We start from the raw sequence: 13827 nt of genomic DNA on the forward strand, positions 1-13827 counted from the left end.
AACATGGGTAGATAATACATTTCCGGGTTCAGCAAAGCGAACCCGGGCTACTACTAAAAAGTCCCCATGTAATCTGCTTTACCAATATCAACCCCTAAACTTCTTAAAATGTCATAAGCGGTAGTAACATGAAAGAAAAATTGCGGTAACCCATAATGCACAAGATAAGTTTGTCCACTAAGTTTTCGCTCTTTTGAAGTCCCTGGACGAAGAATAATTTCATTCTCTTCACTACCGTTAACATGTTCTGGAAGAATATTAGAAAGAAAGAGTAGCGTTTTCTCAATACGGCCACGCAGCTCAAAAAAAGTTTTTTCATTATCTTCAAAAGCAGGGACTTCCATCCCAGCCAAACGAGCAGACACACTTTTAGCAAAATCAGCTGCAATCTGCACCTGGCGTGTGAAATGAAACATATTCGGAAAAAGGCTTGCTTGTAAGAAAGTCTCAGGGTTTATTTTATTATGATCAATATGAGCCTGAGTTTTTTCTAAAATTGCATTGAGCGAGGTAAGCATTTGTTTAAAAACGGGTATGGAAGCAGCATACATTGAAATTTGTTGTTTCATTTTTTTTCCTTGTTAATATTATACGATCTATTTCGAATCATGAATAAAAAATATGATCCAAAAAATTCTAATTATCACAGGCATTATTTTACTAATAACCGGTATATTTTGGCCGTTTATCAAAAAAATCGGCTTGGGTAAATTGCCAGGTGATATCATAATTCAGAGAAGTAACTTTACTTTCTATTTCCCTATTACTACATGTATCCTAATTAGCCTCATCATTATGCTCATTTTTTGGTTTTTCAATAAATGACTGTTTTGTTCAAAACCATTGACAACAATTTAATAATGATGATAAAAAAACCTCACCCAAACTGATTAGGCATAATAATGATTAAATTTTACACTTTTCTTTTGATGGGTTTACTTGCTGGAACGAGTTTTGCAAAACCGTGCACCAGTATACATAGAAGTTGTTTAAAACTCAAAAATCAACATTTTCAATCAGCTAAAATTGAGTGTAATTGGCTGAATGAAGTAACCTCTTCCGGGCGCTCACAAGGCTCTACCCAATTGGATTTGGGTTATGGAGATGGTCTTGGAGCCCCAGAACCGCGTCAAGTTTCTTGCAAGTTAACGACTGGACAGACCAAACAGGTTTTTGAATTCCATAATCCTTATTGGGGCTCATTAATTGAATTTAATCTAGTCTCTGAAAAACAGCTTGAAGTACACATCATAGATGGGTGGAGTTCAAGAGAAACACGATATACTTTTAGCTGGTAATTGTAATATTTCAAATTACTATGCTCAATATTTTCTCTCAAGATGCATCCATGCCGTTCCCTGATAGGAACTGAGCGCTTAGGATAAATTACGATAGCCTGCGCTTCAGCAAGGCTACGCATTCTTCAGTGGATCCTGACGGTAAAACTTTACGAGTAAATCATAAATATCAGGATAATAGGTTCTGACTGTTTCCGGTTTTTCAAAAAATAATTCAGAAAATACAGCAAAAAATTCAGCTGGCGAGGTAATAGCATACGGATCAATTGGAATAGAATCATCGCGTTGAATACGGTTTAGCAAATCATTATATCCCCTGTTAAAAACTTCAGTCCAATGCTGCGCAGACATTCCTTTATGGAGAGGTGGAAATCCATTCGCTCTACCGTTTTGCATATCCAATTTATGGGCAAACTCATGAATCACCACATTCCGCCCATTCACACCACCATGATGTAGTGCATCGTCCCAGGAGATAATCACTGGCCCGCGTTGCCATGATTCTCCGCTTAAATGTGATCTTCCCAAATGCTCTACCCCAAATTCGTCGATTTCCTTACTCTCATGTGAGTATGCTCCAGGATAAATTACGACTGAAACCCAACCGTCATACCAATCGAATCCAAGATTCAGAATAGGAAGACATGCCTGCAAAGCAATATTTAATTGCATGGAAGTTGTTATTTGCAGCTCGCCAACTCCTTCTAATGACTTGTAATAAAGAAATAAAATAGCTAATCGCTTAAGCCTTATTTTTTCTTGTTCATTCAAGCGCCGCAGCAAAGGTAAATTTTGAAACACCTCATTCCACTCTTCGTCCGTTATAAGTGAATGGCGTACAATGCGTTCGTACCTCCATTCCTTTAACCAGTGAAACATGACTATGGCCTTACTGTAACTAAAAGAATAAACCTATTTTTTGAACGAATAGTAATATGTCTTTTTTCTTCATCGATACGAAGTTCCATTTCCTCTCTTCCTTTGATTTCTTGTCAACAAAACAACCGATTAGCTGCTTCAGAAAAGCCAGTGATCTAAATTAACATCCTGTATCCGTCTTCTCCGAGTTCATGCTCCGCTACGTGATCAAGATTTGCTTCCTTAGCGTGACTATTAAAATGAGCCGAATCATTTCTACCCAAAACATAAGCAGTTAAATCAGAGTATTCAATGGGCTTACCCTCAAATTGTATGAGCTCTTGAATTGCATTAAACTCAGGTTGATTTAATGCCTTAACTAAAGCCAATCCGGAAGTTGTTGTCCCATAAAAACTATAGCTGTATCGGTCACGTTGTAACGCAATTGTGAGAATATCCCTGAGTATAAAACTCAATTGCTCTTCACTAAAAGACCTATCTTTGCCCAAACCTTGTTGAATATTACTTAATAATATTCCCTTTCTCCCTTGCTTACTCGTGTCAGTCATTTTATCTTTGATAGCTTTAGCCAAACTTAATAAAACTTCTTTTGTTAAGGGAGTTTTTACTTTTTCAGAATAAGTTCGTTCTGGCTCCACTTTTAAGCATAGTTCCTCGGGATCCTGAGACTCCATATCTATAAGTTCACGATGCGTTTTATTAAGATATTTTGCTGAACTCTTAACCGTAATCTTAGAATCATCCTGAGAATGTAATTTTCTACTTTTGGGGATAATATTCCTAATAACTCCAGCGAGTATGCCAGTCCATTTCTCTCGTTCTCGCTCAAATTCCTTGATAATCTCAGTTTGTGCAACATTCTCTCCCACCTCTGCCAAGCTTCCTACCCGACTCAAGAACTGATACATAATTGCTCTACTGAGCTTTCTGATTACAGGAATTACATTAACACCATAGTAGTTTATTTGGGCTGTATCTTGCTCTTTTTCAAGGTCTTGAAAAGCTTTTAAATGCGCTCCTAAGATAACCTCTTCTCTAACGTGACAATGTTTTGGATAAGTCGGCCTTATGGGGATATGAAAATTGGCAAGAACCTGATCCAGTCGTTCTCCTGTGTCATCACCTACTTCGAGATAAGGGTAGAGTGTCTCAACATAATTTAAATTTTTAGAGTGAGACAAATCAAGTGTGCGATTCGTTAATGTATATTTGAAAAAATCCAGAAAGGGAATATAAAATAAATTGCCAGGTACAGGATCCAAAAGAAGCAAATTCGTTTCCAAATGAAATCGATCAATATGAGCTAATTTAATCGCCGCTAAAATTGCCGCAATCCCACCGCGGCTTAAACCAATACCATTTAACTTTACTTTATACCCGTCATGAATGAGCTTTTTAACTACCGCTACAACTTGGTCACTTTGTTCTTCTACACCTGCCCCAAATAAAAGACCCTTTACACCATAATCAATGCCACATCCATTAAAACCCATTTTAAAATGGGTCACATCTTGATATTGGTTAATCTCCTCCGCAGAAGTAATGCGGACCCCATCACAATCTTCTTGCAACACTCGATGCAAATGGGTTTGTCGCTCTTCAATACTGTAGATTGTCCCTTCAAAGATAGCGGTAAGAGTGATCTCTTTCATTGAGTAAACCTTTTATAAAACAGCAGTTACGCATTGTTTGGGTATTCTAGCAACATCACCCAGGATGAGCAATTAACCATCAAACTAATATCTTTTTTTAATTCAAACTGGGTCTGTTTAATTCATTTTTTTATTACCCAGTTGTTTTAATCTTATAAGTTTGGTTTAATCCGGATTGTATTTTAAATGATAACTATGAAAAAAATGCAATCTCTTATTGAATCCAAGGCTCAATTTAATGAATGGAAAACTGAAGTTTTTTTTCATAATGAATAAGTCACTAACCACTCTAATGAGTAAATTAAATGAGCAGCTTAATGAGCTTAATTTGAATTTACATACCGTGCTGCAGAAAAAGCAAAGATTTGAACAGCAAATTCAACAGATAGAAGAGCTAATCAATCAAACCAACTCCAGCTCTCTCACCATTAATCCAACAATCGAGATTCATAAGCTGAACATCATTACACAGGAACAAGAAAGAAAAGAAGCAATCACTTTGGATCTTAAAAATTATCAGGATATAGAAAATAAATTAAGGGAAAAAATCAAACGCGTAAAAATGGAATTAAGCATGTTAATGCATTATTTAGAACGAGAAGAAACCAATCAGCAAAAAAGTTCTCTGGATTTTACCCTAATTTAATTCAAATAGGGACGCTAAATGCATCGGAAAACACACTCATCCTGATTCGTATCAGTGTCTATCTCATCGCCCAATGTCTCAGTATCCGCAGGAACTGCTGTACCTGCAGCAAGTACCGTAGCTACTGGACGGGTAACCACGGAGAGCACGCTGTGAGGAAAACTAATAATCGCCAATAGAGCGCTAATTGCAGCGGTTAAAAGAGCTATACCCGAAAAATATAACGCATAACCAGCAAATTGAAGCGCATTATCACGAAGTTTTGGAGCACTGAATAACTCACTCCCAGCAGCTACAAACAAAGATCCTATACAAACAACAACTGATCCAACTGCAGCAAATGCAGAAAAGCCGGCGACAACAATACCCGCCAAAGGATATACAACAGGAGCAAGTAGCTCTTCTACAAACTCCTCGCCATTTTCATAAGGAGTAAAAAATCCTGGACGCTTCTTGTATGTATGGATTGCTCTATGGGTGATTTCTTTAAGGGTTCGTCCTTCAAAAATGTAATTTATTTCTTTTTCGCCAATTAAATAAACCATAAAACTTACTCCATTAATTTTTGCAAAATAAAAAAACCATCCAAAATAATAAAATTGCCTTTATAAGCAGACACTTATTTCAGAACGATAGTAATATATTTCTCAACACGACTTATTTTTACACATACTAAAGAGAGGAATAACTGATGTCAAATAATTCAAAAGAATCTGCCAAACTAATCGCCAACACATCTTAAGTACTGTAAAACCATGCATTTTCCCCATTTTGTAAAATAGGCACTCGGAAACAGGCGAAGGTATTTGTACTGGTAAAATCCTGAGTTTTCATGGACGTGTGTAAGTAAAAAGGTCACTCTTACATTTCGTATACGTAGCAAAAAATCGAGCTAAAAAATAATTCTAGCCTCCAAAAGATATATTCCATACCAAAATGATTAAGAAAAAACCTAAAAATAACACTATACTTATAAAAAATGCTTTTCACCCTACGATCCAATTAGTTTCACTCAGGAGAGATATATGGAAATCAAGACCTTTCAATTCCTTAGAAATAAAGGATGGAGCTTGAAAGAATTTCCTGATCTTGATTCAGAGCATACCTTGGTTCTTATTTTTGCTGCCCCAGAATTTCTGGATTTTCAAGAACCAATTATTCAATTGGCGAACTTTTACTCAAAATCCAAAATCATTGGTTGCTCTACTGCTGGTGAAATTTTAGATAATCATCTTTTTGACCACAGTATTTCCGTTGCAGTAGTTAAATTCGCAAAAACCTCATTAAAAATCGCAAAAGCTGAAGTAAATCACAGCAAAGAATCCCAAAATACAGGCAGGTTAATCTCCGAAAAATTAAAATCAGACGATCTGCACAGCATTTTTATTCTATCTGACGGACTTAATGTTAATGGTTCTGAATTAGTAAAAGGCTTAAACTCAACCAGTAACACCGCCCAACTGATAATGACTGGTGGTTTAGCGGGTGATGGCAGTAACTTCAAAAAAACATGGACCATTTTAAATGATAAAATCCTTGATAATTACGTCGTTGCGGTAGGATTTTACGGTTCTGATATTCATGTTGGTCATGCCTCTAAAGGAGGATGGGATATTTTTGGTCCCGTTCGTCGAATTACTCGCTCAGAATCGAATGTGTTGTACGAACTTGATTATCAACCTGCCTTACAACTTTATAAAGAATATTTAGGTGATAAAGCCTCTGAGCTACCCTCCTCGGGATTGCTTTATCCATTGGCTATTAATAATCCTGAGGCACCTGATAATGTCCAACTGGTTCGTACTATTCTGGCAATTGATGAGAAACAGCAGTCTCTGGTGTTTGCGGGAGATATTCCGGTGGGCTGGCATGCACAATTGATGAGAGCGAATTTTGATCGATTAATTGATAGCGCTAATGAAGCGAGTTTACTCGCAAATAAATTGATGCTACGCGACAGCTTGGAAAAATTAGGACCTGTTTTGGCTATTGATATCAGTTGTGTGGGTAGAAGACTGCTTTTGGGTGAGCGCACAGAAGAAGAAATCGAATCGACTATGTCCGCTTTGCCGGAAGGTTCAACTCAAGTAGGTTTCTACTCATATGGGGAATTATCCCCTTTTTCTGTAGGTAATTGCGAACTGCATAACCAAACTATGACCATTACAACTATTTATGAGACCTAAAAACTTAATATTAAAGTAAGATAATATGGAAATTCACAAATTATTAAAACGACAACTTGAACATTCACACATTGGTCAAGATAACAAACCAGAAACCGATGAGCAATGGGAGACCTTTATCAAGCGTGTTAATAATGCCTATATGGAAGCAGATCAAGAGCGTTATTTACATGAACGCTCTATGAGGATTTCTTCTCGCGAAATGCTGAATTTGAATGAGAAGCTTGAGTTTGCACAGCATATCGCAGGATTAGGATACTGGTCTTTTGATGGCAATACAGGGTATACAATCTGGTCTAATGAATTATTCAATCTCTTCCACTTAAATGCAATTAATAAACCACCTTCGCTGCAGGAGTTTCTGGAATTAGTTCATGAACAAGATAGATTCGAGTTATCTCATAAGATAGAGCGCGCTTTAAATGCTCATATTGATTATGAATGTGAAGTCCGTGTAAAAGCGCCTGATGGAAAATACCATTGGTATCGTATAATTGGCCAATGCCAGGATGGCGATAAACATCTTGCTGGTATTGTTATTGATATTCATAAAAGTAAAATTAATGAAGAAAAAATTAAAGAATTAAATCAACAAATATCATCGACTGCACGTCGTGCCGGCATGGCCGAGGTAGCAACCACCATTTTGCACAACATTGGAAATATATTAAATAGCTCCAATGTCTCCATTACTTTATTAAAGAATAGCTTCCAACAAGATTGTCATAAGAAATTATTGAAAATTATGGAGATGATGGAAAAACATCAAATGGATTTAGCTGATTATTTAACCAAGGATCCCAAAGGCAAGCTTATTCCCGAATATCTGAACAAACTGACTAAAATAATCTTGGAAGAAAATGAAAAAAATAATATTGAGATTGAAAATCTACAGAATGATTTGCACCACATAAGTCAAATCGTAAATACGCAAAAATCGATCAGCGGGTTATCCAGTGTGAATGAGAAAATCTATCTTCCAGAATTGATTGATACTGCCTTAAATATTTCGATGAGTTCTTCAAAAAAAACAGGTATTAAAATTACTAAAGAGTTTAAACCAGCACCTTTAGTTACCGTCGATAAATCCAAGTTGCTGCAAATATTAATTAATTTAATTCAAAATGCTAAAGAATCAGTGCTGGAGGACACAATCTCCTCTATTAAAGAGATCAGATTGATTGTGCAAAAAACGAAAAAAAATTCAGTACAAATTATTATCGAAGACAATGGCGTGGGTATTAATGCGGATAACTTACAGCGTATTTTTGCTTTTGGATTTACTACAAAAAAAGATGGCCATGGCTTTGGTTTGCATAGTTCAGCTTTATCAGCTCGCGAAATGGGAGGCTCCCTTTTAGCCAAAAGCGAGGGTAAGGGGTACGGCGCACAATTTACCTTAACTTTGCCGATTACTGAGGATTTTAAATGAATATGGAGAGGGCCTGATGAGTGATATACCATTACATATTATGATTATTGATGATAATCCTTCGATACATCAGGATTTTATTAAAGTTTTGACCTCTGCAAATACTCAGTCAGAATTGAATGATTTGGATAAACAATTATTTGATGATGAATCTTCTTTTATGGAATCTAGCAGTCCTGAGATTGAATTTTTTTTACCTAAATTTATTTTTAATACCGCATGTCAAGGCAAAGAAGCCATTCAAAAAATTCAAAAAGACCAGACAAAAGGGATACATTATGCTTTGGCATTTGTCGATATTAGAATGCCGCCAGGTTGGGATGGTATTGAAACAATCAAACACATGTGGGAGATTGATCCTGATATACAAGTAGTGATTTGCACTGCATATTCTGATTACAGTTGGGAAGAAACGGTAAAAAAATTAGGAATGGGGGATAATTATCTTATCTTGAAAAAGCCTTTTGATGTGGTTGCGGTAAGGCAACTGGCCTGTGCGCTAACAAGAAAATGGATTTTAGCAAATGATTCAAAGCATCATGAGAAAATTCTACAGAAAACTGTAGAGGAACGTACGGAGTCCCTACAACAATCATTATCACTTTTAAGGTCTACATTTGAATCATCCGCTGATGGAATTTTAGTTATTGATTTGCATAACAAGCTCATTGATTGTAATTCAAAATTTATTTCCATGTGGAATATTCCAGAATCTATGTTAGAGACTGACGATGGAACCATCCTTTTATACTATATGCTTAATCAGATCATTGAACCCAGAGACTATTTAACCGCCGTAAATCGTCTTAGAAAGAATATTGATGAGATAAGCAGGGAGATTGTAACATTTAAGAACGGTACCATACTGGAATGCTATACTCTTCCACACCGGCTAAACGAGGAAACTATTGGTCGAGTATGGAGTTTCCGTGATATTACAGAACAGGCAAATCTTGAGAAACAACTTAAATACCAAGCTCTGCACGATCCATTGACCCAGCTACCCAATCGAGCCTTATTAATCGATAGAATACAAACCAGTATGGATTATGCGAAAAAATATAAACAGCAATTTGCCCTTCTGTATTTCGATTTGGATCGATTTAAATTAATCAATGACAGTTTGTCGCATGAAGTGGGTGATAAATTATTGAGTTTAGTGGGACATAGGTGGTCTACTTTAATTCATAAAGAAGATACCTTGGCTAGAATTGGTGGTGATGAATTTGTCATGGTTTGTCATATATCAAAAAATGAAAGTATTGGAAGTATTGCAAGTAAAATTTTAGATTCAATGAGAGAACCATTCAAAATTGCAAATCGCGATATAATAATTACTACTGCTATTGGAATATGTATTTACCCTAAAGACGGAGATGCCCCAGGAGAATTATTAAAAAATGCTGATTTAGCAATGTATCAAGCTAAAGAACGCGGAGGAAATCAGTATTTTTTTTACGACCCTCAATTACAAGAATATACGAACCAATGTTTTAAACTTGAGACCGAGCTCCACAACGCCATTAAAAATAAAGAGTTTTTTTTATTGTATCAGCCTCAATTTAATATTGAAACAAAGAAAGACTTACACTCTGTAGAGGCATTAATTCGTTGGAATCATCCGGAAAAAGGATTAATACTTCCTATGGATTTTATTCCTTTAGCAGAAGATAGTGGATTAATTATACCTATAGGCGAATGGGTTATCCATGAAGTGTGCCAACAAATAAAATCCTGGCATAACAAAGGGCTGCCATATATCCGAGTGGCCATTAATATCACCAGCCGTCAATTACAACAGCCCAATTTTATTAATACTGTAGAAAAAATTTTAAAAGAACATTTAATAAATCCACAATATATAGAATTTGAAATTTCGGAAAATGTGGTTATAACGCATAGAGATATTGTACACACACTCAATCAACTGAAACAACTTGGCATACGAATTGCTTTAGATGATTTTGGAACAGGAAATTCCAGTATCAATTATCTGAAACGATTACACATTGATTGTTTAAAGATAGATCAGTCTTTTATACAAAATATATCTGCTTCACGTAGTGATGAGGTAATTATAGAAGCGATTATTTCTATGGCTCGTAGTTTTAATTTTAAAGTTCTTGCTGAAGGTGTAGAAAGTCAAAAACAATTGGATTTTTTAAAAAAACAACACTGTGACGAGGTTCAAGGATATTTTTTCAGTAAACCTTTAACATCTAAAGGGCTTGAGAAGCTTTTAAGGAATCATCTTTAATAAATATTTTCATTCCTGTTTAGGTAAGATAAATCGCACTATCTGCACACTTGAAAATACTTCTTTTATCTTACCTATAAACAAAATAAGCCACTCCCTTAGTACACGATTTTAATCATTTTACCGGTACCAACAGGAATAGAACCTCTAATGACATGAACTCAACTCGGGTCTAATTTTTTTCCATTGATTTAAGGGTGAATAATCTGGTGCTACCATTTTATCGACAGGAAGATAAAACGTTTGTTCCAGTAAATGCTGACCGCTCAAAGCTGCATGGGATACATGATCGGTAAAAACTATCCATGTGCTCTTGGCAGGAAAATCCATTTGCATCTTTTCAACTTTTGCCTGATAAACATCATCTAACTTCATCATATCATGTAAATGTAACATGTAATGATCATAAGGCGAGCGCAGAGTTTTAGTTGCTTTAACCCATTTCAACATTTTTGCTTTCATTTTACTGTAAGGAGCAATTTTGGGTGCAAAGCGATTAAGAACATCAGTAAATGGCTCGCCAAGATTCCAAACTCGCGGTTCGTTATGTGGATTAATATTACAAAAAACGCGTAAAATTCGTAAGCCATGTACGGGGCTTGCGGAAAATGAATCGACATGCAGCCGAGTATCATCTTTACGTTTAGAGGAAATACGCCCATTAATTTGTGCAGGCCTGAAACTCGTTCTTCCCCATTGCAAATGGGGTACATAAGAAGGTAGAACCGTTTGAATCAATTGATGTGCAAACTCTGCATAACCATGCATCATAGGCCTAAGCTTAGAACCCAAATTGTTCATATCCTTTTTAAAGGCACTTAACTTTTGATTACGAATATCGTAACTTACATTTTTACGACTGCCATCCAACACGTTTTCAGATAGCAAAAGCGGGTCTACATCAGCAAAAAAATATTCCGGGAAAAACAAAACCTTGCCCTCCTCCAATAAATTCACGCTTCTTTGTTGATCGATTTGCTCTATGTTTTGTGTAAATAAATAAGAATTCATTATTTTACCCTAAATAATGTGTAATTCAGTAAAATTTTAATGCTATATCGCATATAATCCAAAAATCCAATTTACTTTTAGCTGGATCATATCATGTCATCTTGTCCTTGTGGATCACAAAATACATATGAACTATGTTGCGGTTTATACATCGACAACAAACAACTCCCAGAAACTCCTGAGCAATTGATGCGCTCAAGATATACTGCTTACAGTATGGGTAAAATTGATTACATCAAAAATACAATGAAAGGCAACGCGTTAATAAGCTTCAATGAAATGGAAGCTGGGCAATGGGCTAAAAGTGTGACCTGGATTGATTTAGAGGTAATGCACACAAGTATGTCTGGTCCTGATAAAGGTTTTGTGGAATTTGCAGCACGTTTTTCCGAGCATAACCAAATAAAAATTATTCATGAATTAAGTGAGTTCCATAAGGAAACGGGTCGTTGGTTCTATGTCGATGGGGTACATAAAGCAAAATTAAATAAAACCAGCAAACCAAAAGTTTCACGTAATGCGCCCTGCCCTTGTGGAAGTGGAAAAAAATTTAAAAATTGTCATGCAAAATAAAATCAGAGTTAAATTATGAACGGAAACCTATTGCTTAATGTCTTCATCTTTCTTGCTTCAGCCAGCATTATGGTTCCTATTGCGAGCCGTTTCAAACTGGGATCCGTCCTGGGCTATCTTATAGTTGGTATTCTTATTGGTCCATTTGGATTCAAACTGATAGGAAACTCCCAACAAATTATGAATTTTGGTGAGTTTGGTGTGGTTATGATGTTGTTTCTCATTGGTTTGGAACTGGAACCGGCCATGTTATGGAAGCTTCGCAAACTCATTGTCGGCTTAGGTGGTTTACAAGTCCTCTTAACTACAAGTATCTTAACGGCAGTTGGGCTCATGATCGGTTTTGATTGGCGACCCACTTTGACTGTAAGTATGGCTCTGTCGCTTTCGTCCACAGCTCTTGTATTGCAAATGCTCCAAGAAAAAAACCTACTCAAAACATCAGAAGGTGAAACTTCATTTGCTGTATTGTTGTTTCAAGATATTGCGGTAATTCCAATATTAATTATTATCCCCTTACTTGCACATCATGGAAACATGCAACTTAATATCCATGAGGCTGCATTCATTATGAGTCTACCAAGATGGTTGTATGCTATTTTTGTTGCTGGAGTTATTGGGAGCGTTATTGTAGTTGGTCACTATTTATCCAGACATTTGTTTTTAATTATTGCCAAAACCAATTTACGTGAAGTATTTACCGCTTTTTCTCTTGCTTTGGTAGTTGGTGTGACTTTATTAATGGAATCTATAGGAGTATCTCCTGCCTTAGGTGCATTTATTGCGGGCGTTGTCTTAGCCAACTCTCCGTACAAACATGCAGTTGATGCAGATATTCAGCCTTTTAAAGGAATCTTGCTTGGATTATTTTTTATTTCTGTGGGAATGGTAATGAATTTTTCTCTTTTTTCTCAGAAAGCAATGCTGATTCTCATCTCCGTGTTTGCCTTAATTACGCTTAAAGCAACCGTTTTGTATTTTCTAGGACTTTTGTTTGACTTAAGAAAGCTGCAATCCGTAGGTTTTGCTTTTGCTTTATCTCAAGGGAGTGAATTTGCCTTTGTTCTTTTTGAATATGCTGGAAAAATTAAAGTAATCAGCCCTGAATACCAAGCTTTTTTTACTCTTGTTGTTGGGGTATCCATGCTTGCCACTCCCTTTTTAATCCTTCTCTATCATCGTTTGATTATACCCAAATTTATAAGTTTTTTGCCTGAACGTGAATATGACGCAATCAATGAAAGAAATGGGATTATTCTTGCAGGTTATGGACGTTTTGGACAAATTATTGGACGTTTACTTAATGGTGAAAATGTAAAAATTACAGTATTGGAAAAAAATGCAGAACAAATTGAGTTACTCAGAAAATTTGGTTATGTCGGCTATTTTGGAGATGCCAGTCGCTTGGATTTGTTAAAAAGTGCTGGTGCTGAACATGCCAAACTCCTTATAGTTGCTGTTGGAAATCCAGATGCAAATCTAAAGATTGTCAAGTTAGCGAGACAGCATTTCCCTCACCTGAAAATTTTTGTTCGTGCCCGTAACCGTCGCCATGCTTATGAATTATATCGAGTAGGTGTTGATTATTTTATTAGGGAATTATTTGACTCCTCTTTGAGTATGACCAAGGAAATTATGAAATTCCTAGGTTACAAACACGAGGACATTCAGAGAAAGGCAACGGCATTCCAAAAGCATGACGAAGAAACATTAATTCAATCGTTTGATTTTTTTGAAAAAGAAAGCGATCTAATCAATTTCTCACGGCAAGCAAAAGGCGAATTGGAACGCATTTTGCAATCGAGTTAAAAAGTACAGCTCAAGTTTATTAATTGTAGCGTGGGTGGAGCGAAGCGAAACCCGGGGAAAAATAAGGCTCAAAATCCCGGGTTC

At 36.2% G+C, this 13827-nt stretch carries 13 protein-coding genes; 8 read left to right on the forward strand and 5 right to left on the reverse strand.

Annotated features, from left to right (window positions below):
* Positions 1-53: 53 nt before the first annotated feature.
* Entirely contained in the window at positions 54-569 is a 516-nt protein-coding gene (locus LXO92_RS12825; protein ID WP_182349949.1) for a DUF1993 domain-containing protein, read from the reverse strand.
* A gap of 52 nt (positions 570-621) precedes the next feature.
* Between LXO92_RS12825 and LXO92_RS12830 the strand changes: the two genes are divergently transcribed.
* Positions 622-825, forward strand: a complete 204-nt coding sequence (locus LXO92_RS12830; protein WP_182349950.1) for a DUF2905 domain-containing protein — start codon at positions 622-624, stop codon at positions 823-825.
* 77 nt (positions 826-902) lie between these two features.
* Positions 903-1298 (forward strand): hypothetical protein, encoded by a 396-nt coding sequence (locus tag LXO92_RS12835; protein WP_182349951.1) that lies wholly within the window; start codon positions 903-905, stop codon positions 1296-1298.
* 114 nt (positions 1299-1412) lie between these two features.
* On the opposite strand, the gene LXO92_RS12840 is transcribed toward LXO92_RS12835, so the two are convergent.
* Both LXO92_RS12840 and LXO92_RS12845 read right to left on the reverse strand, forming a co-directional pair.
* A complete protein-coding gene (locus LXO92_RS12840) occupies positions 1413-2177 on the reverse strand; it encodes a M90 family metallopeptidase (protein ID WP_232891113.1) in 765 nt (254 codons plus the stop codon).
* A gap of 155 nt (positions 2178-2332) precedes the next feature.
* Positions 2333-3829, reverse strand: a complete 1497-nt coding sequence (locus LXO92_RS12845) for a hypothetical protein (protein ID WP_182349953.1) — start codon at positions 3827-3829, stop codon at positions 2333-2335.
* Between the two features lie 238 nt (positions 3830-4067).
* On the opposite strand from LXO92_RS12845, the gene LXO92_RS12850 reads away from it, so the two are divergent.
* Positions 4068-4475 carry a hypothetical protein gene (locus LXO92_RS12850; protein ID WP_182349954.1) on the forward strand — a complete coding sequence of 136 codons (408 nt, stop codon included), beginning with the start codon at positions 4068-4070 and terminating at the stop codon, positions 4473-4475.
* Positions 4476-4489: 14 nt separating this feature from the next.
* Here the strand turns inward: LXO92_RS12850 and LXO92_RS12855 are convergent, their stop codons facing one another.
* Positions 4490-5020 (reverse strand): hypothetical protein, encoded by a 531-nt coding sequence (locus tag LXO92_RS12855; protein ID WP_182349955.1) that lies wholly within the window; start codon positions 5018-5020, stop codon positions 4490-4492.
* A 480-nt stretch (positions 5021-5500) separates the two neighbouring features.
* Here LXO92_RS12855 and LXO92_RS12860 point away from each other — a divergent pair, with 480 nt between their 5' ends.
* The 3 genes from LXO92_RS12860 to LXO92_RS12870 are packed head-to-tail and all read left to right on the forward strand — an operon-like array spanning position 5501 to position 10350.
* Positions 5501-6661 (forward strand): FIST signal transduction protein, encoded by a 1161-nt coding sequence (locus tag LXO92_RS12860; RefSeq protein ID WP_232891114.1) that lies wholly within the window; start codon positions 5501-5503, stop codon positions 6659-6661.
* A gap of 25 nt (positions 6662-6686) precedes the next feature.
* Positions 6687-8093, forward strand: a complete 1407-nt coding sequence (locus LXO92_RS12865) for a sensor histidine kinase (protein WP_232891115.1) — start codon at positions 6687-6689, stop codon at positions 8091-8093.
* 16 nt (positions 8094-8109) lie between these two features.
* Positions 8110-10350: an EAL domain-containing protein gene (locus LXO92_RS12870; RefSeq protein WP_232891116.1), complete on the forward strand. Its 2241-nt coding sequence runs from the start codon at positions 8110-8112 to the stop codon at positions 10348-10350.
* A 147-nt stretch (positions 10351-10497) separates the two neighbouring features.
* Here the strand turns inward: LXO92_RS12870 and kdoO are convergent, their stop codons facing one another.
* Positions 10498-11361 (reverse strand): Kdo hydroxylase KdoO, encoded by an 864-nt coding sequence (gene kdoO / locus LXO92_RS12875; RefSeq protein ID WP_182349959.1) that lies wholly within the window; start codon positions 11359-11361, stop codon positions 10498-10500.
* Positions 11362-11454: 93 nt separating this feature from the next.
* On the opposite strand from kdoO, the gene LXO92_RS12880 reads away from it, so the two are divergent.
* Complete coding sequence (locus tag LXO92_RS12880) at positions 11455-11934, forward strand: YchJ family protein (RefSeq protein ID WP_182349960.1); 480 nt, start codon at positions 11455-11457, stop codon at positions 11932-11934.
* Between the two features lie 15 nt (positions 11935-11949).
* Entirely contained in the window at positions 11950-13743 is a 1794-nt protein-coding gene (locus tag LXO92_RS12885; RefSeq protein WP_182349961.1) for a monovalent cation:proton antiporter-2 (CPA2) family protein, read from the forward strand.
* The last annotated feature ends 84 nt before the right edge of the window (positions 13744-13827 follow it).

The organism is Legionella resiliens (assembly GCF_021344005.1).
Lineage (GTDB): Bacteria > Pseudomonadota > Gammaproteobacteria > Legionellales > Legionellaceae > Legionella > Legionella resiliens.

Bases quoted from the DNA above. Each gene is read 5' to 3' on its own strand.
- LXO92_RS12825 (WP_182349949.1), bottom strand. From the start codon at position 569: ATGAAACAACAAATTTCAATGTATGCTGCTTCCATACCCGTTTTTAAA.
- LXO92_RS12830 (WP_182349950.1), top strand. From the start codon at position 622: ATGATCCAAAAAATTCTAATTATCACAGGCATTATTTTACTAATAACC.
- LXO92_RS12835 (WP_182349951.1), top strand. From the start codon at position 903: ATGATTAAATTTTACACTTTTCTTTTGATGGGTTTACTTGCTGGAACG.
- LXO92_RS12840 (WP_232891113.1), bottom strand. From the start codon at position 2,177: ATGTTTCACTGGTTAAAGGAATGGAGGTACGAACGCATTGTACGCCAT.
- LXO92_RS12845 (WP_182349953.1), bottom strand. From the start codon at position 3,829: ATGAAAGAGATCACTCTTACCGCTATCTTTGAAGGGACAATCTACAGT.
- LXO92_RS12850 (WP_182349954.1), top strand. From the start codon at position 4,068: ATGAATGGAAAACTGAAGTTTTTTTTCATAATGAATAAGTCACTAACC.
- LXO92_RS12855 (WP_182349955.1), bottom strand. From the start codon at position 5,020: ATGGTTTATTTAATTGGCGAAAAAGAAATAAATTACATTTTTGAAGGA.
- LXO92_RS12860 (WP_232891114.1), top strand. From the start codon at position 5,501: ATGGAAATCAAGACCTTTCAATTCCTTAGAAATAAAGGATGGAGCTTG.
- LXO92_RS12865 (WP_232891115.1), top strand. From the start codon at position 6,687: ATGGAAATTCACAAATTATTAAAACGACAACTTGAACATTCACACATT.
- LXO92_RS12870 (WP_232891116.1), top strand. From the start codon at position 8,110: ATGAGTGATATACCATTACATATTATGATTATTGATGATAATCCTTCG.
- kdoO (WP_182349959.1), bottom strand. From the start codon at position 11,361: ATGAATTCTTATTTATTTACACAAAACATAGAGCAAATCGATCAACAA.
- LXO92_RS12880 (WP_182349960.1), top strand. From the start codon at position 11,455: ATGTCATCTTGTCCTTGTGGATCACAAAATACATATGAACTATGTTGC.
- LXO92_RS12885 (WP_182349961.1), top strand. From the start codon at position 11,950: ATGAACGGAAACCTATTGCTTAATGTCTTCATCTTTCTTGCTTCAGCC.